This is a genomic window from Vibrio genomosp. F6 (assembly GCF_005146325.1).
Taxonomy (GTDB): domain Bacteria; phylum Pseudomonadota; class Gammaproteobacteria; order Enterobacterales; family Vibrionaceae; genus Vibrio; species Vibrio cortegadensis.
Genome location: NZ_SYUT01000018.1, coordinates 1 through 23,158, shown reverse-complemented (window position 1 = coordinate 23,158; position 23,158 = coordinate 1). Strand labels below are relative to the sequence as shown.

The 23,158-nt window shown below is 43.2% G+C and carries 21 protein-coding genes and 2 tRNA genes; 3 read left to right on the top strand and 20 right to left on the bottom strand.

The window, feature by feature from the left end:
- Positions 1-3 precede the first annotated feature (3 nt).
- Positions 4-1,404, bottom strand: coding sequence for a replicative DNA helicase (locus FCV43_RS05520; protein WP_029203234.1), 1,401 nt, complete (start codon positions 1,402-1,404; stop codon positions 4-6).
- A gap of 172 nt (positions 1,405-1,576) precedes the next feature.
- Here FCV43_RS05520 and FCV43_RS05515 point away from each other — a divergent pair, with 172 nt between their 5' ends.
- Entirely contained in the window at positions 1,577-2,335 is a 759-nt protein-coding gene (locus tag FCV43_RS05515; RefSeq protein WP_017051392.1) for a DUF481 domain-containing protein, read from the top strand.
- An 88-nt stretch (positions 2,336-2,423) separates the two neighbouring features.
- On the opposite strand, the gene rplI is transcribed toward FCV43_RS05515, so the two are convergent.
- The 6 genes from rplI to rnr all read right to left on the bottom strand — a co-directional run bounded on the left by rplI (position 2,424) and on the right by rnr (position 7,417).
- Positions 2,424-2,876 (bottom strand): 50S ribosomal protein L9, encoded by a 453-nt coding sequence (gene rplI, locus FCV43_RS05510; RefSeq protein ID WP_017051391.1) that lies wholly within the window; start codon positions 2,874-2,876, stop codon positions 2,424-2,426.
- 38 nt (positions 2,877-2,914) lie between these two features.
- Positions 2,915-3,142 carry a 30S ribosomal protein S18 gene (gene rpsR / locus FCV43_RS05505; RefSeq protein ID WP_017051390.1) on the bottom strand — a complete coding sequence of 76 codons (228 nt, stop codon included), beginning with the start codon at positions 3,140-3,142 and terminating at the stop codon, positions 2,915-2,917.
- 16 nt (positions 3,143-3,158) lie between these two features.
- On the bottom strand, positions 3,159-3,461 hold the full coding sequence (gene priB, locus FCV43_RS05500; RefSeq protein WP_029203233.1) for a primosomal replication protein N: 303 nt from the start codon (positions 3,459-3,461) through the stop codon (positions 3,159-3,161).
- 8 nt (positions 3,462-3,469) lie between these two features.
- Positions 3,470-3,871, bottom strand: a complete 402-nt coding sequence (gene rpsF, locus FCV43_RS05495; RefSeq protein WP_017051388.1) for a 30S ribosomal protein S6 — start codon at positions 3,869-3,871, stop codon at positions 3,470-3,472.
- 277 nt (positions 3,872-4,148) lie between these two features.
- Positions 4,149-4,889, bottom strand: coding sequence for a 23S rRNA (guanosine(2251)-2'-O)-methyltransferase RlmB (gene rlmB, locus FCV43_RS05490; RefSeq protein WP_017051387.1), 741 nt, complete (start codon positions 4,887-4,889; stop codon positions 4,149-4,151).
- A gap of 17 nt (positions 4,890-4,906) precedes the next feature.
- The gene (gene rnr, locus FCV43_RS05485) at positions 4,907-7,417 is read right to left on the bottom strand and encodes a ribonuclease R (protein WP_136994228.1); all 2,511 of its coding nucleotides are present in this window, start codon (positions 7,415-7,417) and stop codon (positions 4,907-4,909) included.
- Positions 7,418-7,667: 250 nt separating this feature from the next.
- Between rnr and FCV43_RS05480 the strand changes: the two genes are divergently transcribed.
- Entirely contained in the window at positions 7,668-9,077 is a 1,410-nt protein-coding gene (locus FCV43_RS05480; protein WP_136994227.1) for an amidohydrolase, read from the top strand.
- A 106-nt stretch (positions 9,078-9,183) separates the two neighbouring features.
- Here the strand turns inward: FCV43_RS05480 and motX are convergent, their stop codons facing one another.
- The 11 genes from motX to tsaE all read right to left on the bottom strand — a co-directional run bounded on the left by motX (position 9,184) and on the right by tsaE (position 21,011).
- Complete coding sequence (motX, locus tag FCV43_RS05475; RefSeq protein WP_017051384.1) at positions 9,184-9,819, bottom strand: flagellar protein MotX; 636 nt, start codon at positions 9,817-9,819, stop codon at positions 9,184-9,186.
- Between the two features lie 228 nt (positions 9,820-10,047).
- The gene (locus FCV43_RS05470) at positions 10,048-11,364 is read right to left on the bottom strand and encodes an adenylosuccinate synthase (protein WP_136994226.1); all 1,317 of its coding nucleotides are present in this window, start codon (positions 11,362-11,364) and stop codon (positions 10,048-10,050) included.
- Positions 11,365-11,493: 129 nt separating this feature from the next.
- On the bottom strand, positions 11,494-11,679 hold the full coding sequence (locus FCV43_RS05465; RefSeq protein WP_017051382.1) for a DUF2065 domain-containing protein: 186 nt from the start codon (positions 11,677-11,679) through the stop codon (positions 11,494-11,496).
- 106 nt (positions 11,680-11,785) lie between these two features.
- Positions 11,786-12,766 (bottom strand): protease modulator HflC, encoded by a 981-nt coding sequence (hflC, locus tag FCV43_RS05460; RefSeq protein ID WP_136994225.1) that lies wholly within the window; start codon positions 12,764-12,766, stop codon positions 11,786-11,788.
- Positions 12,767-12,768: 2 nt separating this feature from the next.
- Positions 12,769-13,950 carry an FtsH protease activity modulator HflK gene (hflK, locus tag FCV43_RS05455; RefSeq protein WP_136994224.1) on the bottom strand — a complete coding sequence of 394 codons (1,182 nt, stop codon included), beginning with the start codon at positions 13,948-13,950 and terminating at the stop codon, positions 12,769-12,771.
- A gap of 27 nt (positions 13,951-13,977) precedes the next feature.
- Entirely contained in the window at positions 13,978-15,285 is a 1,308-nt protein-coding gene (gene hflX / locus FCV43_RS05450; RefSeq protein WP_017051379.1) for a ribosome rescue GTPase HflX, read from the bottom strand.
- A gap of 35 nt (positions 15,286-15,320) precedes the next feature.
- Positions 15,321-15,581 carry an RNA chaperone Hfq gene (gene hfq / locus FCV43_RS05445; protein ID WP_017051378.1) on the bottom strand — a complete coding sequence of 87 codons (261 nt, stop codon included), beginning with the start codon at positions 15,579-15,581 and terminating at the stop codon, positions 15,321-15,323.
- Between the two features lie 196 nt (positions 15,582-15,777).
- The gene (gene miaA, locus FCV43_RS05440; RefSeq protein ID WP_136994223.1) at positions 15,778-16,710 is read right to left on the bottom strand and encodes a tRNA (adenosine(37)-N6)-dimethylallyltransferase MiaA; all 933 of its coding nucleotides are present in this window, start codon (positions 16,708-16,710) and stop codon (positions 15,778-15,780) included.
- 41 nt (positions 16,711-16,751) lie between these two features.
- A complete protein-coding gene (mutL, locus tag FCV43_RS05435; protein WP_136994222.1) occupies positions 16,752-18,830 on the bottom strand; it encodes a DNA mismatch repair endonuclease MutL in 2,079 nt (692 codons plus the stop codon).
- 13 nt (positions 18,831-18,843) lie between these two features.
- Positions 18,844-20,553, bottom strand: a complete 1,710-nt coding sequence (locus tag FCV43_RS05430) for an N-acetylmuramoyl-L-alanine amidase (RefSeq protein ID WP_136994221.1) — start codon at positions 20,551-20,553, stop codon at positions 18,844-18,846.
- Positions 20,547-21,011, bottom strand: coding sequence for a tRNA (adenosine(37)-N6)-threonylcarbamoyltransferase complex ATPase subunit type 1 TsaE (tsaE, locus tag FCV43_RS05425; protein ID WP_017051374.1), 465 nt, complete (start codon positions 21,009-21,011; stop codon positions 20,547-20,549). Before tsaE ends, FCV43_RS05430 begins: the two co-directional genes overlap by 7 nt.
- A gap of 255 nt (positions 21,012-21,266) precedes the next feature.
- Between tsaE and queG the strand changes: the two genes are divergently transcribed.
- Entirely contained in the window at positions 21,267-22,391 is a 1,125-nt protein-coding gene (queG, locus tag FCV43_RS05420) for a tRNA epoxyqueuosine(34) reductase QueG (protein WP_136994220.1), read from the top strand.
- Between the two features lie 555 nt (positions 22,392-22,946).
- Here queG and FCV43_RS05415 read toward each other — a convergent pair.
- Together FCV43_RS05415 and FCV43_RS05410 are read right to left on the bottom strand one after the other, a co-directional pair.
- Positions 22,947-23,022 (bottom strand) — tRNA-Gly (locus FCV43_RS05415).
- A gap of 32 nt (positions 23,023-23,054) precedes the next feature.
- Positions 23,055-23,131, bottom strand: a tRNA-Met gene (locus FCV43_RS05410).
- Positions 23,132-23,158 lie beyond the last annotated feature (27 nt).

Below are 23,158 nucleotides of genomic sequence, written 5' to 3'. Positions count from 1 at the left end.
TTCTTACTCGTCATCGAAATCAAAGGCAGGTCCCGCATAATTATCAAAGCGAGAGAATTGTCCTTGGAAAGTTAATCGCACTGAACCAATCGGGCCATTACGCTGTTTACCTAATATAATCTCGGCAGTGCCTTTATAATTACTATCAGGATGGTAAACCTCATCACGATAAATAAACATAATCAAATCGGCATCTTGCTCGATGGCACCAGATTCACGTAAATCGGAGTTAATTGGTCGTTTATCCGCTCGTTGCTCTAGGGAACGGTTAAGCTGAGAAAGCGCAACAACAGGCACATTCAACTCTTTTGCCAATGCTTTAAGAGAGCGTGATATCTCTGAAATTTCTAATGTACGGTTATCTTGCATGCCAGGGACTCGCATCAACTGCAAGTAATCGACCATGATCATGCTTAAACCGCCAGATTCACGCGCAATACGACGTGCTCGTGAACGCAATTCCGTAGGTGTTAACCCTGAACTATCATCGATGTACATATTCTTCTTCTGCATAAGAATACCCATCGTAGATGAGATCCTCGCCCAGTCTTCATCATCAAGTTGACCGGTACGAATTTTGGTTTGATCGACACGAGAAAGAGATGCAAGCATACGCATCATTAGCTGTTCAGCAGGCATCTCTAAAGAGAAAATGAGCACAGGTTTATCTTGGTCCATCGCTGCATTTTCACATAAATTCATCGCAAAAGTCGTTTTACCCATCGATGGACGAGCCGCGACAATAATAAGATCAGAGCCTTGCAAGCCTGCGGTTTTCTTATTCAAATCATTGAAACCAGTATTAACACCAGTCACACCATCTTGTGGTGTCTTGTATAAAATCTCAATTCTTTCTAGCGTTTTCTCTAGAATGTTATCAACATTCTGCGGGCCTTCATTTTCACTGGTTCGATCTTCAGCGATCGCAAAAACTTTACTCTCCGCCAAATCAAGTAGATCTTCAGATGAGCGACCTTGAGGATCATAACCAGCATCCGCAATCTCATTCGCAACACCGATCAAGTTACGAACTAACGCCCGCTCTGCAACTATATCGGCATAAGCATTGATATTGGCAGCACTTGGGGTGTTTTTTACCAAGTCAGCAAGGTAAGCAAAACCACCCACATCATCGAGTTGCTCTCTTAACTCCAAGAATTCGGAAAGCGTGATCAGATCGAGTGGCTTACTATCATCCAGAATGGCTTTTACAGCTTCAAAAATCAGGCGGTGTGGTCGACTATAAAAATCTTTATTTAAGACTTTTTCTGCCACGGTATCCCAACGCTCATTGTCCAGTAACAATCCACCAATAACAGATTGCTCAGCCTCCAATGAATGCGGAGGCACTTTGATCGCCTCAACTTGGGTATCTACGGGTTTTCGATTTCTGGTATCAACCATGACTACGCTCAGTAACTTGATAATGACCGCCATTATAGCGAAGAACCATGATTTGTAATCTAGTTCGATTAACTTTGTTTTTATCTCATGGAAAATTTACGTTTTGCTGACCTAGTACATATGGGATACTTTTACCATACGCATATTCAGACCATCAATATAGAGATATTCAGTGTCAAAAATTATCCTTCTCAGTGTAGGGCTAATCGTATCCCCTGTAGTTCATGCTGAAGAGATCACGACTACCGACATTGAAATCCCATCCCCTCTTAGTAGCGAAGTCGAGTTTGGCTATCAATCACATACAGGTAATTCTGATTCACAATCTCTTAATGCTCGATTAAGTGGCGAATATACCGAAGGTAGGCATAGAACCCATGGCGAATGGAAGTATTACATGCTCTACAAAGATGGGGAGGAAGATAAGCGCCAATCCACCTATAGCTTACAAAGCGACTATAAGTTAAGTCCAAAGACATACTTGTACGGTAGCCTCAAAGGGGTTGATTCAAAATACACGGCATACTTTAAAGATTACACTCTCTCAAGTGGATTTGGTTTCCAGTTTTCTAATACCGATTTATTTAAATTAGAGTTAGAAGTTGGTCCTGGTTTCCGCTACCAAGAGCCAAATTTAGATGAGATCGATGATGATGACATTATATTTCCTGACATCGTCCAAGAAGGCATCTTTCGTGGGAATCTCAATGCCGCTTGGCAGCCATTAAAAACGCTCAACCTTGCTGGTGATATCACCGTGGTTACGGGGAGGAGTAATACTCGAACGGATACAGAGATCAGTGCGACTAACAATATCACTGACGATATTGCGTTAAAGCTGGCGTACTCTAGACAATACCACGATAAGGTGCCGAATGGATTGCATAAGTCAGACAGCATTTTTTCTGTCAACCTACTATTTGTCTTTTAAGCACTCCCAACCGCTAGCAAATTATTTTCTTTAGACATAAAAAAACACCAGCCGAAGCTGGTGTTTTTATTATAGATTGATGCTGAAATTAAGCAGCAGCAACTACTTGTAGTTTCACAGTAGCAAAAACTTCAGAATGAAGTTGGATGCTTACTTCGAACTCACCTACGTTACGTAGAGCGCCTTCAGGAAGACGTACTTCGCTCTTAGCAATTGCAACACCAGCCGCTGTTACAGCGTCTGCGATGTCACGAGTACCGATAGAGCCAAATAGTTTACCTTCGTCACCAGCTTTAGATTCAATAACAACTGCTTCTAGAGCGTTAACGCTTTCTGCACGAGCTTGACAAGCAGCTAGTTGCTCAGCAACTTTAGCTTCTAGTTCAGCGCGGCGAGTTTCAAACATTTCAACGTTAGCTTTAGTTGCCATAACTACTTTACCCTGTGGGATAAGGAAGTTACGAGCGTAACCAGATTTAACGTTTACTTGGTCGCCAAGGTTGCCTAGGTTACCGATTTTATCAAGTAGAATAACTTGCATTATCTTAGTCCTCTTAACTAATTTAAACTAATACCAATTTACTGATGTTTGTCAGTGTATGGTAGAAGAGCAACGTAACGAGAACGCTTGATAGCGCGAGCTAGTTGACGCTGATATTTAGCGCTAGTACCAGTGATACGGCTAGGTACAATTTTACCAGCTTCAGTGATGTAGTTTTTTAGAGTTGCTACGTCTTTGTAGTCAATCTCTTGTACGCCTTCTGCAGTAAAACGGCAGAATTTACGACGACGGAAGAAACGAGCCATGGGCTATCTCCTGATCTTAAATTTGAGTAATGTTATCGGCATGCAACACTAATTTACCAACGCCATTTCGGCCGGTTTGATAAGCAACGAAGCCACTTACCTTAATGTTACTACCTAAAACTAATTCTTGAGTTAATGCTTGCGACCTTTGCCCACTAATGACTACCGGCATACGACAAAAAACTTGTCTCGGTAGGTTAGCTTCTAACACTGTTGAGCGATGTTCTAGCCAAAATCGGCAATGAGCAACACCCGCAGGGCTAAGGCTTCGAATAGGATCTTTAACGACAGAGCCGCTGAGTTCCATTCGATTGGTCATACAATCAATTACTCAGCTGCTGCTTCTGGCTTTGCTTCTGGCTTAGCTTCTGTACGCTCTTCACGACGAGGAGCACGCTCTGCACGCTCTTCTTTTTGCTTAAGCATAATAGATTGCTCAGTCACAGCGCCTTTAGTGCGCATGATCATGTTACGTAGAACTGCATCGTTAAAACGGAAAGCAGTTTCTAGCTCGTCCATCACTTCTTGACCAGCTTCAACGTTCATAAGAACGTAGTGAGCTTTGTGAAGTTTGTTGATTGGGTAAGCCATTTGACGGCGGCCCCAGTCTTCTAGACGGTGGACAGTACCACCAGCTTCAGTGATTGAACCAGTGTAACGTTCGATCATGCCAGCAACTTGCTCGCTTTGATCAGGGTGAACCATGAATACGATTTCATAATGACGCATTTGGTTGCTCCTTACGGATTATTAGCTTCCACGAAAGGCTCGGTCGTCCAGGGGAAGCAAGGAACTAAAGAAAAATGACCGAGTTTTAAGGACGGCAAATATTATAGAAAGAACCGGATATTGGCAAGCGGTATTTGGCTAATAATGAAACAGTTTTTCTTTTGCCATCTAGCCATCCGATAAAGCCACATATTCTCTCTTTTTAGCCTGAAAAAAAAACGTCCACCAATAATGATGAACGTTAATAAATTCAAATATTTAAATACGCATTAACTCATTATTGGGCCAAGCGTTGTCTTACCGCTTCAAACAAACAAATACCAGACGCTACAGAGACATTCAAACTAGAAACACTACCTGCCATTGGGATCTTAATCAGATCATCACATGTTTCACGAGTTAGACGGCGCATACCATCGCCTTCTGCCCCCATAACAATCGCAAGTGGCCCTGTTAATTTAGCTTGATAAACGTCATGTGTCGCTTCTCCAGCCGTGCCTACAAACCATACACCCTGCTCTTGCAGCGCTCTCATCGTACGCGCCAAATTAGTCACACGAACAAGAGGTACCGTTTCAGCAGCACCACAGGCAACTTTACTTACGGTCGCCGTTAATGGTGAAGATCGATCTTTTGGTACGATTACAGCAGCGACACCCGCCGCATCAGCATTACGTAAACAAGCACCTAAATTATGAGGATCCGTCACACCGTCAAGCACAAGCAATAAAGGCTGTTCATTGCTTGCCAAAATCGCATCCAAGTCATTTTCATTCAGCTGTTTTGCGGCTTTAACACGCGCAATAATACCTTGGTGGTTCGCGCCATTTGATTTCTCGTCAAGAGGCTTGCGACCCATTTGCTGAATTGAAATGCCATATTGCTGCAATTGGTTTAGCAAAGGCATCAAACGCTCATCTTGGCGGCCTTTTAAAACATAGGCCTCAATGAAGCGTGCAGGATCTTTCTCTAATACCGCTTTCACGGCGTGAATGCCGTAAATAAATTCGTTACTCATCGTCTACCTTGTCAGCGTTATTTCTTTTGTTCATGTTTTTTCTTGGCACGAGCTTTACTCGCGCCTGTACGAGATTTCTTCTTGCGGGGTTTATCATTTTGTTCCCCTTTAGGCCCAGAACCTTTTTTACGTCCACCTTCAGCACTTTCACCTTCATTCCGGCCATCAGGTCGCTTAGTTGGTTCAACAAGCGGAGTGGCTTTAGCTCCTGGCTTACGGTTCTTAACACCTTGTTTTTTACTCTTCGCTTTTCTTTGAGCTTCTGCCGCGCGTTTTTTCGCCGTTTTGCCTTCACCGCGTAGCTTACGACTAGTTTCTACTAATTCAAAGTCAATTTGACGATCATCCAGATTTACCGCTTTGACTTTAACTTTAACGGCATCACCAAGACGATAGATATTACCGAAGCTCTCACCAATTAATCGCTGCCCTACCGCATCAAATTGGTAGTAGTCATTCGCAAGAGAAGAGATATGAACCAAGCCATCAATATGCAGTTCACTCAAACGAACGAAGAAGCCAAAACCGGTTACATTAGCAATAACACCATCAAGCTCATCACCGACATGATCTTGCATGTATTCACATTTTAGCCAATCGTTCACTTCACGTGTTGCATCATCGGCTCGGCGCTCTGTCATCGAGCACTGTTCACCGTAAAAATCCATATCGTCAAATGAATAGTGATAACCACCCGTCGGTGTCCAGCGATCGGTATTTCTTCCTTCTTGCTTGGCAATGAGGTACTTAATTGCACGGTGTAACAACAAGTCTGGGTAGCGACGAATTGGAGAAGTAAAGTGCGCGTAACGTTTGAGAGCTAAACCAAAGTGCCCTGCGTTATCAGCGTTATACACCGCCTGCTTCATTGAGCGAAGCAGCATAGTTTGAATCAACTCTTTATCTTGACGCTCACCAATTTGTTTCATTAGGTGTGCATAATCTGTTGGAGAAGGTTGTAATCCACCACCCAAGTTTAAGCCTAGCTCCCCAAGGAAGTCTCTAAAGCCAACCAGGCGCTCTTCACCCGGAGATTCATGAACACGATACAGTGCCGCTTCTTTCGCTTTCTCAACCAATGACGCAGAGGCGATATTCGCTAAAATCATGCACTCTTCAATAAGCTTATGCGCATCGTTTCGAATCACAGGTTCAATACGATCAATTTTACGCTCTGCGTTGAAGATGAATTTGGTTTCAACCGTTTCAAACTCAATAGCCCCTCGCTCATCACGAGTTTGCTTCAGTATCTTGTACATCTTATGCAGTTCTTCAAGATGTGGCACTTCAGGCTTATAACGTTCACGCAGCTCTTCATCCCCATCGAGAATGGCACCCACTTTGTTGTAAGTCAGGCGAGCGTGAGAGTTCATAACCGCTTCGTAATGTTTGTAGCCGGAAAGCTTACCGGTTGAAGAAATCGTCATTTCGCAAACCATACATAAACGGTCTACTTGTGGATTGAGTGAACACAATCCGTTTGATAATACCTCAGGTAACATCGGCACGACTTGAGATGGGAAATAGACTGAGTTACCACGGTTGATCGCTTCTTTGTCGAGTGCGGTATCAGTACGAACATAATAACTTACATCCGCGATCGCCACCCATAAGCGCCAACCACCGCCTTTTTTGGCTTCACAATAGACTGCATCATCAAAGTCTCGCGCGTCTTCACCATCAATGGTGACTAATGGCAATTCACGCAGGTCAACACGTCCTTTCTTCGCTTCTTCAGGAACTTCTTCACCTAAGTTCTCAACCTGCTTTTCAACTTCCACAGGCCAAACGTTCGGAATTTGATGAGTACGGATTGCAATTTGCGTTTCCATACCCGGAGCCATATTTTCACCGAGAACTTCAATCACTTTACCCATCATGCCTCGCGAACGAGTGCCACGATCAGTCAACTCAATCACCACCACGTTCCCCATTCGAGCACCGCCTTTATGCTCATTTGGGATCAGAATATCTTGGCTGATTCGTGAATCATCGGTAACCACAAACGAGTGCCCGTATTCAAAAAAGAAACGTCCGACAAGTGGCGTTTTTCTCTCTTCTAAAACTCGAACTAAGCGCCCTTCTTTACGCCCTCGCTTATCCGTTCCTGATGGCTGAATAAGCACTAAATCGCCATGAATGATGTGGCGCATTTGGTGGTGTGGAAGCAAGATATCATTATCTTTTCCTACGCTACCTTCAGGTCGAACCCAGCCAAAACCATCTTTGTGCCCAATAACATAACCTTTCGTCAATTCGAGCTTTTCAGGCAGTGCATAACACTGGCGACGAGTGAAAATCAATTGACCATCACGCTCCATCGCGCGTAACCGGCGGCGTAACCCTTCGTACTGCTCTTCACCTGTCAGACCTAATGCTTCAAATAGATCATTACGATTCATTGGTACATTAGCTGTGGTTAAAAAGTCAGTAATAAATTCACGACTTGGAACTGGGTTTTCATATTTTTGAGATTCACGATCTGCAAAGGGATCGGCATTCTTTTTTTCTGGTGTTTGTTTTGACATAGGCGGGCCTGCTTAAGCAAGGAAGGTATACGGCTTAGTATATCTGACTAAGGAGATAAGCTACAGATTTGCTTTAATAATAGAAGGAATTAGCCTTGAAAAAACATAACATTTCACTTTGTTAAATATACTTTCATATCCTTTGCTTAAGATCTCATCTTGATGAAATTGACAAGGCAATCGATTGCAGAAATACCAGATTAGCCTATCATCAAACGCGACTCTCCCCACCTGTTCCAAAGGTATTGATATGACAATGAAACGAACACTTCTTGCAACGGCTATCGCGAGCTTTGGCTTGTTTTCAACTTCTTCTTTTGCCACCGAAAAAGCTGATCTTATGATCACTGACGCGATGGTATTAACCATGAATCAAGATAAAGCGGTCTATGACAATGGCACAATTGTTGTAAAAGATAACAAAATTATCGCTGTTGGTGATGCTACTTTAGCGAAGGAATATCAAGCAAAGCAAACACTTGATGTCGATGGTGATATTGTCATGCCAGGTCTAATTAATACCCATACGCATGTTTCTATGACGGTATTTCGCTCACTTGCTGATGACGTGCCAGATCGCCTTCACCGCTACATTTTCCCTCTAGAAGCAAAGCTTGTTTCTCGTGACATGGTGCGTATTGGTGCAAATCTTGGCAATGTTGAAATGGTCAAAGGTGGTGTAACGACTTACGCTGACATGTACTACTTTGAAGATGAAGTAGCAAAAACCGTTGATACTATCGGTATGCGTGCCGTACTGGGTGAAACCGTGATTAAATTTCCGGTAGCCGATGCAGCTAATGCGGAAGAAGGCATCCAATACGCGCTGAACTTTATTGAAGAGTACAAAGATCATCCGCGTATTACCCCAGCATTTGCCCCACACGCACCCTATACCAATACCACTGAGATTCTACAAAAAGTAGCAAAACTATCTCTTGAGCATGACGTACCGGTAATGATCCACCTTGCAGAGTCACATCGTGAAGAAGAGAAAATTGCCAAGCGTTCAGACGGTCTGTCACCTGTCGCTTACATGGACAGCATCGGTGCACTCAATAAGAACTTAGTCGGCGCTCACATGATCTTAGTCGATGATGCGGATATTGAACTGGTTAAAAAATCGGATATGGGTGTCGCGCACAACATGAGTGCCAACATCAAATCAGCAAAAGGGGTATCACCGGCGCTGAAAATGTATGACCAAGATGTTCGTATCGGTCTAGGTACTGATGGCCCTATGTCTGGCAACACATTAAGTACCATTGATGAGTTTAACCAAGTCGCCAAAGTACATAAGCTCGTAAACAAAGATCGTGCTGCAATGCCACCAATCAAAGTCATTGATATGGCAACAATGGGCGCAGCTAAAGCTCTGCATATGGAAGATAAAATAGGCTCATTAGAAGTAGGGAAACTGGCCGATATTATTGTTATCGACACCAAAGCACCGAATATGGTTCCAGTCTATAACCCTTATTCAGCTCTGGTTTACTCAGCAAATTCTGCGAATGTTCGCCACTCTATCGTTGCTGGTAAAGTCATTATGAAAGACAGAGAGATGCTAACGGTTGATGAAACGAAGATCCGAGAAGAAGCTTTAGCCTTTACTGAAATTGTACGTAAGACGGTGATTGAGTCAGGCGAGACGGTTCAATAAGATTCTGATACTTTTGAATCAGTAAAACAAAACAGCCCTTATATTCGCTATAAGGGCTGTTTCATTTGAGTGCAGTTATCAATAATTCTTGAATTTAGAGTGCTATCTACCAGAACACATCGCGACGCTTGGCTCTAGCGATGATATTTTGCGGCATTCTCAGCTCTAAACCTTGTCGCAACACCGAGATACGGCTGTGTTGTCGCTTATCTGCCGTTGCTGAGTTGTACAGCCAGCGATAAGCATCTTCATAATCGAGTGGACTACCATAATCACGTAACAACAGTTCTGCGAGATGAATACGGGCATTCAAGTTCCCCATAGAGGCCGCTTCACGTAAATATGGAATCGCACGTTCTTTATCTTGCTGTACTAATGTACCACGAGAGTAATAACGGCCGAGTTGCTCTAGCGCGGCGGGTAAGCCTTGATGCGCAGCGTTTTCCATATAATACAGACCAAGTTCAACATCTTGCTCAACGCACACCCCCCAAGCCAGCATATCACCATACAAAAACTCGTATGATGGTAGATTGATTCGAGTTGCACGAGCTACGATATCTTCCACGATCTGGCAGTTATCAGCTTTTACTCGCTCTAAATGTCGATTGTCTTCAATTAATTTGATCAGTTCGGCTTCAGTATAAATTGGGACAGGCTCCCCAACCTCAGCCAAATTTGCATGACTCAAGGGAGAGCTCAGCGCCAACATTAATGAAGCCGCTACTATTCGTAGCTTCATACCTGCACTCTTTTATTCGTATCAGTAAAACTCCATATCCACGCATAAGCAATGCTCTGCGTTTATATAGGCTTGATAAGATTATCGGCAATTTAGCGGATCTCTTTAGGTAATTATTGCCGTTTATAGGCAATATCTTGCCAGACAGTGAACAAAAGATCATCACAACAGGTACAAAAAAGCCGGCTAATTAAGCCGGCTTTTATTATTCATCTTAGATATCAACTATTAAGCACCAAATGGGTGAACTTTAACAATTGTTTCGTTACGGTCTGGGCCAGTTGATACGATATCAACAGGAACGCCAGTTAGCTCTTCGATACGTTTGATGTAATCTAAAGCCGCTTGTGGAAGCGAATCAAGAGATGTTGCACCAAAAGTATTTTCAGACCAACCAGGCATAGTTTCGTAAACTGGTGTCGCTTCTTCAAATGCTTCAGCAGCCATTGGAGAAACTTCTAGGATAGAACCATCTTTCATCTGGTAGCCAGTACAAATCTTAAGTTCTTTAAGACCGTCTAGTACGTCTAACTTAGTTAGACAGAAGCCAGAAATTGAGTTGATTTGGATTGCACGGCGCATTGCCACAGCATCGAACCAACCTGTACGACGTAAACGACCAGTTGTTGCACCAAACTCATGGCCAACATCACCTAGATGCTTACCTACTGGATCTTGCTTCTCTAGACCGTCGTATAGCTCTGTCGGGAATGGACCAGAACCAACACGAGTACAGTAAGCTTTAGCAATACCAAGAATGTAACCAATGTGACGAGGTCCGAAACCAGAACCAGCAGCAACACCACCAGCAGTAGTATTAGAAGACGTTACGTACGGGTAAGTACCGTGGTCGATATCTAGTAGAGTACCTTGTGCACCTTCAAACATGATTTTATCACCGCGCTTACGTGCAGCATCTAGTTCGTCAGTTACATCGATAACCATTGAAGTCAGTAGATCGGCATAACCCATCGCCTGCTCTAGAACTTCTTCGTAGCTTACCGCTTCCGCTTTGTAGTAGTTCACTAATGCGAAGTTGTGGTATTCCATCACTTCTTTTAGTTTCTCAGCGAATGCTTCTCTGTCGAATAGGTCGCCAACACGAAGACCGCGACGAGCAACTTTATCTTCATAAGCTGGACCGATACCACGACCAGTTGTACCAATTGCTTTTTTACCACGAGCGATTTCGCGCGCTTGGTCTAGAGCAATGTGGTAAGGAAGAATTAGAGGACATGCTTCAGAAATGAAAAGACGTTCGCGAACAGGGATGCCGCGCTCTTCTAAAGGTTTCATCTCTTTAATCAGGGCTTCTGGTGATAGAACAACACCGTTACCGATAACGCACTTAAGCTTATCGCGAAGAATACCTGATGGAATTAAGTGAAGAACGGTTTTTTCACCGTCAATGACAAGAGTATGACCAGCATTGTGACCGCCTTGGTAGCGAACCACGTATTTTGCATCTTCAGTTAAAAGGTCAACAATTTTACCTTTACCTTCGTCACCCCATTGGGTGCCTAGCACGACTACGTTATTTCCCATCTTTCCAATTCTGTTGCTAATTAAAAATGGATTCTAGCACTGAATCACATTTCTTGCAGTCATTTTTTAAGCATTCTAGAATCTTCGTTGATAAGGATTTGATAAGCGGACAGAAATTAATCGCCTCATTTAACTCATCATTATCGCGATAACCGCTCCAGCAACAACCAAGCAGCCACCAATACGGCGTAATTGATTGTCTGGTTGCTCACTCAACTGAGCCACCATGTTTCTCCATCCATTAGGAGCGATCAACGGCCCAAGCCCTTCAACAATTAAAACCAAGCCTATCGCTAACCAAATCGAGTTCGACATACAGCACCCCACCAACTATTTAAAAATAATGACCATAATAAATCAACAGATACAAAAAAGGTCCCTTACGGAACCTTCTTTACTTAATACTGAATACGATTAGTCATTACTTAGAAGTAACACCTTTTGCGTCATTCATGTACTTGAAGAAATCACTCTTTGGATCAAGAACTAAGATATCACTCTTAGAACCAAAAGACTTCTCATATGCTTTCAATGAACGTAAGAATCCATAAAATTCAGGATCTTTGCTATAAGCACTTGAATAGATAGCAGCTGCTTTTGCATCGGCATCACCACGTGTTACACGCGCAGTTCTGTCTGCTTCTGCAAGTACCGTTGCCACTTCAAGTTCAGCTTGAGCACGAATAACTTCTGCTTTCTCACGGCCTTGAGAACGGTGCTTACGAGCAACCGACTCACGTTCAGCACGCATACGCTTATAGATTGACTCACTGATTTCGTCAGGCAGGTTAATTTTCTTCATTCTGAAGTCAACTACTCTCACACCTAAGTCAGTCAGAGCACTTTCACTGGTATCAGCAAGTACGTTATCCATAATGATATCGCGCTGACCATCAATTTCTAGTGCCTCTTTTGAAGCCTCTGGAATCAGTGCTGCATCTTCATCAGAAGGCAGAACTTTATCGTTACGAGGACCTGAAACAATCTGTTTGATTTCACGAGAACCAATTTCAGAACGCAGCACATCAGTCACTTTACGTTCTAGTAGAGCTTCTGCCGTCTGAACATTACCACCGCCTGTTGCTAGGTAGTATTGACCAAAATCTTCAATACGCCATTTCACGTAGGTATCAATGATAACGTCTTTTTTCTCAGACGTTACAAATCGATCTGAACGGCCATCCATCGTTTGGATACGAGCATCAAGACGATTCACGCGATCAAACATTGGCATCTTAAAGTGCAAGCCTGGTTCGTAAATACGAGCCGCGACATCATTGGTATCTTTAAGCACACGACCGAAACGGATCACGATACCACGCTCACCTTCAGGAATAACAAACAGTGACATCAACATAATCGCTAACGCAACGACCAATACAGGGATCATTAACTTACGCATTATTAGTATCTCCCTTGACGTGAATTAGTTGAACGATTTTGAGTCTCTTTGGTTGTATCAACACGTTGAGATTCAAGTTCAATGCTGTCATAAGTTGAAGACGATTTAGCCTTACGTTTCGAACTATCACTATCTTGACCACTTAACTTATCAATCGGTAAGTACAGTAGGTTGCCGCTTGATTCTGAATCAATAAGCACTTTAGAAGTGTTGGTGTACACCTCTTCCATGGTATCAAGGTACAGACGGTTACGAGTAACCTCTGGTGCCGCTTGATATTCTGGTAGTAATTTTTCAAATTGAGCTATTTGACCAAGAGCTTCATTTACCGTGCGTTCAGTGTAACCTTGCGCTTCTTTTTTCAGACGCTCAGCACGACCAGTTGCTTTCGGTAAAATCTCATTCTTGTACGCTTCAGCTTCACGAATGAAACGTTCTTCATCTTCTCGCGCAGCAATCGCATCATCAAATGAATCTTTAACTTCTTCAGGCGGACGAGCCGACTGGAAGTTAACGTCGACAACGATAAGACCCATATCATATTTATCAATGATACTGTTTAGAGTCTCTTGTGTTGTTTGACGAATCAATTGACGACCACTTGTTAGCGTGCTGTCCATCAATGAATCACCGATCACGGCACGTAGTGCAGAATCAGTTGCTTGACGTAAGCTGTCATCAGCACTTGTTACGCGGAACAAGTATTTGTATGGGTCCGCAACACGGTATTGAACGCCCATTTCTACTGTTACTACGTTTTCATCTTTCGTTAGCATTGTGCCAGAAGCTCGCAATGAACGAATTGCTTGTACGTTTACCGCTTCGTATTCATCAATGAAACGAGGACGCCAGTTTAGGCCAGGATCAACAATACGGTCGTATTTACCAAGGCGAAGGACTACCCCTCTCTCAGCTTCACCGATTGTATAGAAACCAGAAAATACCCATACCGCAATCGCAACGACAGCAATTAGACCTAAGCCAATTGCGCCACCACCACCAATACTCGGGCCATTGCCACCTTTCTTACCAAACTTGCCACCCAACTTTTGACTCAGTTTATTAAAAACTTCATCTAGGTCTGGCGGTCCTTGATCTCGGCCACCGCGATTATTTTTATTACCCCAAGGGTCATTATCGCGGCCGTTATTGCCGTTGTTATTACCAGGCTCATTCCACGCCATTAGAAAGCTCCATCATTTGATATGACGTTATACTGTAGCAGTCCTTTCGGTAACGATAAAGTCACTCAAAACTGCCCCTTCTCTTTTTTCAATCCTAGACCAATCCACTTGTTGCATTCGAATATCTATCAACAAGTTACCATCTGTATCATATTCTTCTTGTTGAATACACTTTAACTCGAAGAATGTGCTACGAATTTTACCTTGATATTGAGGTGGAATTCGTAACTGATACTGTACCATCTGCTTCGCTAAGCGTTCAGTTAGAGCTTCAAATAGAAGATCCATACCTATGCCATTCATAGCAGAAACCCAAACGGTACGAGGCAAGCCTTCCTCATCTCTTTCAATACGAGGTTTTTGATCATCAAGGCTGTCGATCTTGTTCATCACGACTAAAGAAGGTACCTCATGGGCATCGATCTCTTCTAGTACATCATGAACCGCTTGAATATTCTCACGAAAACGCTCATCACTGGCATCAACAACATGTAACAAAATGTCAGCTTCTTGCGTTTCTTGTAATGTTGCTTTAAATGCTGCAACTAAATCATGAGGTAAATGACGAATAAAACCAACAGTATCCGCGAGAATCGCAGGCCCAACATCAGCTAATTCGATCTTACGCAATGTAGGATCTAACGTCGCAAATAATTGGTCTGCTGCATACACACCCGCTTCAGTAATGCAGTTAAACAGTGTCGATTTACCCGCATTGGTATAACCTACCAATGAAATGGTTGGGATTTCTGCTCGATTTCGAGCTCGCCGCCCTTGCTCACGCTGCTTCGCCACTTTCGCTAAACGGCGAAGGATCGCTTTAATTCGCTCACGCAATAAACGTCTATCGGTTTCTAACTGCGTTTCACCCGGACCACGTAAACCAATACCACCTTTTTGTCGCTCAAGGTGGGTCCAACCACGGATTAATCGAGTTGAAATATGACGAAGCTGAGCAAGCTCAACCTGTAATTTCCCTTCATGTGTCCGAGCTCGTTGAGCAAAAATATCAAGTATTAAACCGGTACGATCCAACACTCGGCATTTGCACAACATTTCTAGGTTACGTTCTTGGGCTGGAGATAAGGCGTGGTTAAATATCACCACATCAGCACCCGTTAGCTGTACAGCTTGGGCGATTTCCTGAGCTTTCCCCTCTCCAACGTAGTATTTATGGTGTGGTGACTGACGACTACCCGTCACAACTTGTAGCGTCGTCACCCCAGCAGAAGACACCAGCATTTCACACTCGCTGAGATCGTCCCACTCACCTTGTTGCGTGAAGTTGATATGAACAAGTACGGCTCGTTCGCCGGCTTCATAACGGTCAAACAAGCAACCAACTCCTTATTACTTTTGAGATTTGAATATTAATCTTCAGACTTCTCTTGAGGGCGATCTGCTGGACGCTCTGCAGTATGGTGACTCACTGCTCGAGCTGGGACAACAGTTGAAATCGCATGTTTGTATACCATTTGGTTAACTGTATTTTTCAGCAAGATCACAAATTGATCAAAAGATTCGATCTGACCTTGTAGCTTAATGCCATTCACAAGGTAGATAGACACTGGAATGCGCTCACGTCGTAGAGCATTTAAGAATGGGTCTTGTAGCGATTGCCCCTTAGCCATTTTATTTTCCTTATTTGATTTTTTAGTTGTAATTATTTAGCTAGTGGTGCACTAAAAAGTGTGCGGCCTTTGCATCTGAGCTAAATGAATAATAAACACCCTATTGTCATTTAGAATTAAGGATCATTGTTAAATCTTAATGACAGATCCTTCAGGGTATATTCACGCAAAAACGATCACATTATACACAGCTAATTCAATCGGATGCTATTGCATCTGAAAGAGTTTCTAACGCTTGTTCAATGTTTTCGCTATCTAACCAAGTTAAATCATCCCAACTGCGTAACCAGGTGATTTGTCGCTTGGCCAATTGACGAGTAGCGCAGACACCACGGAATACCGCTTCATCTAAATCGCACTGCCCATCTAAATAGTCCCACATCTGTCGATATCCAACACATCGAATCGATGGAAGATCTGGATGAAGATCATCTCGGGCATACAAAGTACGCATTTCATCTTCAAACCCAGCCTCTAGCATCTTATCAAAACGTAATTCAATACGACGATGGAGTTCTGCCCTTTCCTTGGGAGCTATCGCAAATTGTTTTACTCTAAATGGCAGGCTTTCACCTTTCACTTGAGTAAGCTCAGTTAGAGTTTTACCTGAAATTCGGTAAACTTCCAATGCCCTAGACAACCTTTGTGGATCATTTGGATGAATTCTTTCTGCAGATACAGGATCGATCGCTTTTAATTCATCATGTAACGCTGCCCAGCCATTCGCCAGCGCTTGTTGTTCTATTTGATGACGTATTTCAGGGTTGGCCGCTGGAAGTGGTGATAAACCTTCAAGTAATGCTTTGTAATATAGCATTGTACCGCCAACCAATAACGGTATTTTACCTTCAGAAACAATATCATTCATTGCTTCCAATGCATCGCGTCGAAAATCGGCGGCAGAATACGCTTCGCTAGGATCTAATATATCGATCAAACGGTGAGGGGCAAGCGCGAGCTCTTGATCATCAGGTTTCGCGGTTCCAATATCCATCCCTTTGTAGATCAATGCAGAGTCCACACTGATAATTTCGACTGGATACTTTTGGCGTAAACGTATCGCAAGATCCGTTTTTCCTGATGCTGTTGGCCCCATTAAAAATAGCGCTAAAGGTAACTTCTGATTCATGTTCACTTTTTTATTTATATTTTTAATCAATAGCTTACTGTTTACCGCTTAAATGCTGCAACGGTGGCTGCAAAATCAACCGGTTTAACGAAATCTATATCGTCTAATGGTAATTGACCTTGCCAAAGCTGTTCGAGTTCCGCAACAATTTGAATTGCTTCAGATAAAGTGTAGCTGCTTTTTACTTGTGTTATTTGATTTGCCAGCCAAGAAGCTAACGAATCGGTATTAATTTGATCGTCTGAGAGCAGATAAGATAACAGATCTGGGATCAACTGTTGTAGGTTTTGCTGCCTTAATGGCTGCGGAACCCCCATAACCAGTATTGTTTCGTAATTTCTGGCTTTAAGCTGGATACCAAATGTCCCTAATAAAGATTGATTCGCTTCAACCAGCGCGATCATATCTTTACCAAGCTTTATCGATAACGGCACTAACAGTGGTTGGCTCGTTAAGGGATTCACACTTGTATTAAGTTGGCCTCTAACTCGCAGCCACTCACCACGAATCAGTGATACGAGCAAACAACCCGATTTTGAGCCCATCGCCAAATATTGCTGCTCAACAACGCAGAGTGCTTTGCCTAATTCGACAATTTCTTGCTGATTCTTCGCCTCAGAGCTCGCCTTCCCATCAGTAACGACTTCATTCTGATCTTTTGGATCCTGAAACGCACCTTCACCTTCAGTCGTTTTCATTAACTGATGGTAAGCGTGTACTTCTTGCTTTGATGGCGCAGGTTGAGCGTGGTAACGCTTATCTTTAGAAAGCGCTGTATTTTGAGACGATGGACTTTGATGCGACGAGCTTTGATACGATGAGCTTTGATGCGACGAACTTTGAGAACCAGAACTTAGATTCTTAGTGCTATGAGGCTGAGGGTTTTGGGTTGCATGATGAGGTTTAGTTACCCAATCTCGATTCGGGTAAGATTCACTCACTCCATCAGCAACCGAAGGCGATCGTTCACTCTCAGCTTTACCGGGGTAAGAAGGCATTTGATCTATCACTTCTGCTGCACGTTCGGATGCAGAAAGCTCTGCACCTGCCACCTCAGCACGCTGAGTCTCGCACTCCTCCTGATGAAAGGCTGATTCTGTGACTCTAGGCTCGTCAATATGTTCACTTTGTGCCAAAGCACTAGTTAAAGCCTGATAAATGAAATCATGCACTAAGCGAGCTTGATGAAAGCGAACCTCATGTTTTGCAGGGTGTACATTCACATCGACTTGATGAGGATCTATCTCGATAAACAGAACATAAGTAGCAAACTGCTCAGGCTTCAAACTGGTGGCATAACTTTGTCGAATTGCGTGATTAATCAGCTTGTCACGCATCATTCGACCATTCACATAGCAGTACTGCAAATCACTTTGTTGCCTCGCCCCTTCAGGCGTCGTTACCCAACCATGAAGCTTTAGCCCTTGATGCTCCAACTCAATTTTAAGCATATGACGAACAAAAGAGGCCCCACACACAGCTGCAATACGCTTCTCTGCTTGGAGATCGTTTTTTGATGCTCGGTATTGACGGATCATTTTCCCGTTATGACGAAGATTGATCGTCACATCAAAACGACTTAAAGCAATGCGTTTAAGCAATTCATCGATATGGGTAAATTCTGTTTTTTCAGTGCGTAAGAACTTACGGCGAGCAGGCGTGTTAAAGAAGAGATCCAATACTTCAACAGAGGTGCCAATTGGGTGAGCCGTTGGCTGTAATTTTACCGCCATATCTCGGCCTTCACTGTACGCCGACCAAGCTTGATCTTGCGTGGCAGGTCGAGAAGTCATCGTCAGGCGAGCAACGGAACTGATACTGGCTAGCGCTTCTCCACGAAAGCCTAAACTAATGATAGCTTCAAGATCATCAAGAGTATGAATCTTAGAGGTCGCATGTCGACTCAACGCCAGAGCCAATTGATCTTTTACAATGCCTTTACCATTATCGCGCACCCGAATGAGCTTAGCTCCGCCTTTCTCAATATCGATGTCGATTCGAGTCGCACCTGAGTCCAAGCTATTTTCAACCAACTCCTTCACGACTGAGGCTGGTCTTTCTACCACTTCACCTGCGGCAATTTGGTTGGCTAACCGGGCGGGTAATATTTTAATTGTCATCGTAAGAAGCCGCCTACTTATTCGGTATGATTAGCACTTGGCCAACCGCGAGTGAATCGGAGCGCAACTTATTCGCTTGGCGAAGGCTATTTACCGTAACACCATATTTAGTGGCGATCTTACCTAAAAATTCACCGCGTTTAACTTTGTGTTTTCTAAGCGGAAGATCTTTCAAACTCACTGTAATTCTTAGTTTTTGCCCTAACTTCAACGTGTCCGATTTAAGTCGGTTCTCTCGTTTAATGCTCGCGACACTCACTTTATAGCGTTTTGCTACTTTGCCTAAATAATCCCCTTTTCGAACGATATGCGTCACCGTCTTCGTCTCTATTGGGTTTTTCGCTTTAGGCACAACGGTCGGCATGGAGTATCCCGGAATCGTTAATACTTGCCCAACAGCTAAGCCGGACGATTTTAATCGGTTAGCGGATTTTATTGTGGCTACCGATGTCCCGTAACGCTTTGCGATAACCGATAACGACTCACCGGCTTTGACTTTATGCTTAACCGCTTTTCCTTGAGCCTCTAAAATGGTTCCCTCTGGAGGATTAGCTTGAACATAACGAACCACCGCTTGGGTAATCGCCCTCGCTAATTTATCTTGGTGAGAACGTTGGAAAAGTAAACGCTCCTCAGTTGGATTAGAGATAAAGCCAGTTTCCACTAAAACTGAAGGGATTTGCGGTGAGCGTAAAACAGCCAAGCTGGTATTAATCGGCTTAGAGTTATGCAGTTTAGCGACTTTTCCCATCTCAGATAAAATAGATTTCGCCAGCTTATACCCCTCTTTCTGAGAATGGTTAAACTGTAAATCAAGCAAGGTTTGGTTTACATTTTTATCATTAATATTCTTAGTGAGAACCGTTCCCGTACCACCCAGTAATTCCGACTGTTTCTCATGGTTTTCGACCCAACGCGAAATTTCGGTATTGGCACGCTTTGTATTCAACACAAACACAGAACCACCACGCGGCTTAGGCGTAGTAAAGGCATCAGCATGAATGGAGATCAGCAAATGAGCATCATTTTCACGCGCAATCGCAACACGACGGTTCAGGTTCACAAAGTAATCCGAGTTACGTGTTAGACGTGTTTTGATACCAGGAATCGCATTTAACTGTGCTGCAATCTTCTTTGAAATACTTAATGTCGCGTTTTTTTCGTATTTTCGAGATGGCCCGATTGAACCGGGATCTTCTCCGCCATGACCGGGGTCGATCACAATCAGAATATCTTTTTTGCGCTGAATCTGTGAGATGTCTTTATTCACCACAGGCTTCGATGGCGCCTTGCCTTTAACTGTTGTTTTGCCATGTGGAAAATCGACCACTAAACGGTGCCCATATTGGCCACCTGGGGTCGGGCTGAGTTTGAATAACTCTGGCGTTGAGTGCTTCTTTAATTCGAAAACGAGGCGATACGTCCCCTTACTTGGAGCGCTGCTTTTTCTCACTTTTGACAACACTGGGCTATCTGAGACCACAAGCGGTAACTTTGTGCTTAATGATGTCTTTTTCAGATCGACCACTAAGCGACTGGGGCTACTTAAAGTAAAATAGCTAAAATCAGCCTCAGATTTCAAATCAATGACAACACGAGTTTCATCTGGAGAGGGCCACACTCGTAGCCCTTCAAGCGCATTGGCAGACGCTAAAGTTGAGAAACTAAGTAAGAAGGTGATAGCAGCAATAACAACTGCTGGAATTCGTATGCTGATCAACATAGCTCCAATTGACTTAATAAAACTCGACCATAATCATTATTTGCCGTTAATAACGCCACTCGCTGTTGGTCGTCATAACGTAATTCAATATCTAAATCCGCTTGCGGTAATAGCCCTTGCCCTTTTTCTGGCCACTCTACCAAGCAAATAGCATCGTCAGTGAAATAATCACGAATCCCCATATATTCCAACTCTTCAGGATCAGCAAGACGATATAAGTCAAAATGATACACTTGCCAGTCAGCTAACTGATAAGGTTCCACTAAGGTATAGGTTGGACTTTTTACATTACCATCGTGTCCAAGAGCGCGAATAAATCCACGGCTAAATGTTGTTTTTCCAGCCCCAAGATCACCATGTAGATAAATGGTTGTTTGTTGAGAACAAATGCCAGCAAGCGCATTGCCCATTTGAATGGTTGCCTGTTCATCTTTCAAGGTGAATTGTTTTGTGCTCATAGATACATTCTCTAAATATTGACTGTCGACTATATAAAAATCAAAAGAGTACGAATAGTAAACCTTGTTGGTTTTGAGAGACAAGATATCAAGTGTAAGTAATCCGTAAAAATGTCACTTTATTTACTATACTCATGACTTTCCTTCGTTAATCGCCATTTTCTCTAGCAAAAGTGATTAACTCAATGAATGATTCTAGATTCTATGCTGAAGATCCGTTAAGATCCGAGCCCATTTTTTCAGAGCAATCCACTCATGAACTACGAGCAACTAGCGATTCAAATTAAAATTTGGGCCCGTGAATTAGGGTTTCAAAAGGTAGGGATCTGTGATGTTGATTTACGAGAACATGAAGGTCCATTACAGAAGTGGTTAGATAATGGTTACCACGGAGATATGGATTGGATGGCGCGTCATGGCATGATGCGAGCTCGACCAGATGAACTGTTACCGGGAACGGTAAGAGTCATCAGCGCAAGAATGAACTATCTGCCACCTGAAGCTATGTTTGCTTCTAACTTGAGTGATCCTAACCTTGGGTATATCAGTCGATACTCACTCGGGCGTGATTACCACAAATTGGTTCGCAGCAAACTCAAAAAGTTAGGACAGCTTATTGAGCAAGAAGTCGGACAGTTTGGGCATCGCCCTTTTGTTGATTCAGCACCAATCCTTGAAAGGCCATTGGCTCAAAAGGCGGGGCTCGGCTGGACAGGAAAGCACTCACTCATATTAGATAAAGAAGCGGGCTCTTGGTTCTTCTTAGGAGAGCTACTGATCGATCTTCCTCTGCCTGTTGATACCCCAAGCGAAGATGAGTGCGGTAAATGCAAAGCCTGCATCACATCGTGCCCAACTAACGCTATCGTCGATGAGAAAGTCGTTGATGGTCGCCGCTGCATTTCATACTTAACCATTGAATTTGATGGTGTGATTCCTGAAGAGTTTAGAGTCGCGATTGGAAACCGTATTTATGGTTGCGATGATTGCCAGCTAGTTTGCCCGTGGAATCGATTTTCTGATTTAACAGACCAAACGGATTTCCACCGCCGAACCTCATTTGAAGAACCCGATCTTCTCTCGCTATTTAGTTGGGATGAAGATATGTTTCTCAAAAAAATGGAAGGTTCCGCGATTCGTCGTATCGGACATCTACAGTGGCTACGCAACATCTCTATCGCATTAGGTAATGCTCCGTACAAGCTTGCGATTGTAGAAGCTTTAGAGTCGCGGTTCGGGCTAAGTGATGTTCTGGATACTCATATTCAGTGGGCTATTCAACAACAGCTACAGCAGCTTCCAGTAGATAGCGCCCGCCATAGCACGAAAAAACAGAGGCTTATTCGTATCGTTCAAAAAGGTTTACCAAGGGACGCCTAATTTCGAGCTTGATTAAGGCTGTCTTTTGCACAAAACCCTCTCTCAATATTTGATATTCATCTCAAAACCACAAATGTGGACAATAAATTTAATAGCGACGGTTTGATATACGCTTAGAAAAGTTAAACACAGTCTAAAGAAATGATTAGGATCAAAAAACAACAAGTTAATGATCTTTAATACAGAGGGGGAATGTCGAATAAAAACCAACCAAACCCTTAAAAAACAATAAGATAAAGAAATCCCTTCCGATATGACAACCTATTTGCCACAAAAAGATCTTTTAAACGAAAAATCAAACACACACAACAAAACACCTTATCAACCAACTTATCCACAGCTAATTTTTTGTGGATAAGTCTGTTAACGAATATACAAAGACCACAGTAAATCATCAGATCACCGTGTGTATAAGTAGCATTTCAATGGTTATTGAAAAGATAAAGACAAAAAAATATCCACCGAAGGGTGAATTTTTAATGTTTATTTGGGATTTATGCTTTCACAGCATTAGAAAGAGCGATATTAACTGTATCCACTCTCTTGATAAGAAAATGGAGCGATACATCGGGTTCGAACCGATGACCTCAACCTTGGCAAGGTTGCGCTCTACCAACTGAGCTAGTATCGCATGATCGACCGCTAAAGCGTTCAATCTAAATGTGGTTGCGGGAGCAGGATTTGAACCTACGACCTTCGGGTTATGAGCCCGACGAGCTACCAAGCTGCTCCATCCCGCGTCCGGATGCATTGTTTAAGACAATGAC

Coding starts and splice junctions, on each gene's coding strand:
- rnr (WP_136994228.1), bottom strand. CDS start 7,417: ATGTCAAAACAAACACCAGAAAAAAAGAATGCCGATCCCTTTGCAGAT.
- rpsR (WP_017051390.1), bottom strand. CDS start 3,142: ATGGCTCGTTTCTTCCGTCGTCGTAAATTCTGCCGTTTTACTGCAGAA.
- mutL (WP_136994222.1), bottom strand. CDS start 18,830: ATGACAATTAAAATATTACCCGCCCGGTTAGCCAACCAAATTGCCGCA.
- FCV43_RS05520 (WP_029203234.1), bottom strand. CDS start 1,404: ATGGTTGATACCAGAAATCGAAAACCCGTAGATACCCAAGTTGAGGCG.
- rpsF (WP_017051388.1), bottom strand. CDS start 3,871: ATGCGTCATTATGAAATCGTATTCATGGTTCACCCTGATCAAAGCGAG.
- tsaE (WP_017051374.1), bottom strand. CDS start 21,011: ATGAGCACAAAACAATTCACCTTGAAAGATGAACAGGCAACCATTCAA.
- miaA (WP_136994223.1), bottom strand. CDS start 16,710: ATGAATCAGAAGTTACCTTTAGCGCTATTTTTAATGGGGCCAACAGCA.
- hfq (WP_017051378.1), bottom strand. CDS start 15,581: ATGGCTAAGGGGCAATCGCTACAAGACCCATTCTTAAATGCTCTACGA.
- FCV43_RS05480 (WP_136994227.1), top strand. CDS start 7,668: ATGACAATGAAACGAACACTTCTTGCAACGGCTATCGCGAGCTTTGGC.
- FCV43_RS05430 (WP_136994221.1), bottom strand. CDS start 20,553: ATGTTGATCAGCATACGAATTCCAGCAGTTGTTATTGCTGCTATCACC.
- priB (WP_029203233.1), bottom strand. CDS start 3,461: ATGACCAATCGAATGGAACTCAGCGGCTCTGTCGTTAAAGATCCTATT.
- queG (WP_136994220.1), top strand. CDS start 21,267: ATGAACTACGAGCAACTAGCGATTCAAATTAAAATTTGGGCCCGTGAA.
- hflK (WP_136994224.1), bottom strand. CDS start 13,950: ATGGCGTGGAATGAGCCTGGTAATAACAACGGCAATAACGGCCGCGAT.
- motX (WP_017051384.1), bottom strand. CDS start 9,819: ATGAAGCTACGAATAGTAGCGGCTTCATTAATGTTGGCGCTGAGCTCT.
- FCV43_RS05470 (WP_136994226.1), bottom strand. CDS start 11,364: ATGGGAAATAACGTAGTCGTGCTAGGCACCCAATGGGGTGACGAAGGT.
- hflC (WP_136994225.1), bottom strand. CDS start 12,766: ATGCGTAAGTTAATGATCCCTGTATTGGTCGTTGCGTTAGCGATTATG.
- FCV43_RS05465 (WP_017051382.1), bottom strand. CDS start 11,679: ATGTCGAACTCGATTTGGTTAGCGATAGGCTTGGTTTTAATTGTTGAA.
- rplI (WP_017051391.1), bottom strand. CDS start 2,876: ATGCAAGTTATTCTACTTGATAAAATCGGTAACCTAGGCAACCTTGGC.
- rlmB (WP_017051387.1), bottom strand. CDS start 4,889: ATGAGTAACGAATTTATTTACGGCATTCACGCCGTGAAAGCGGTATTA.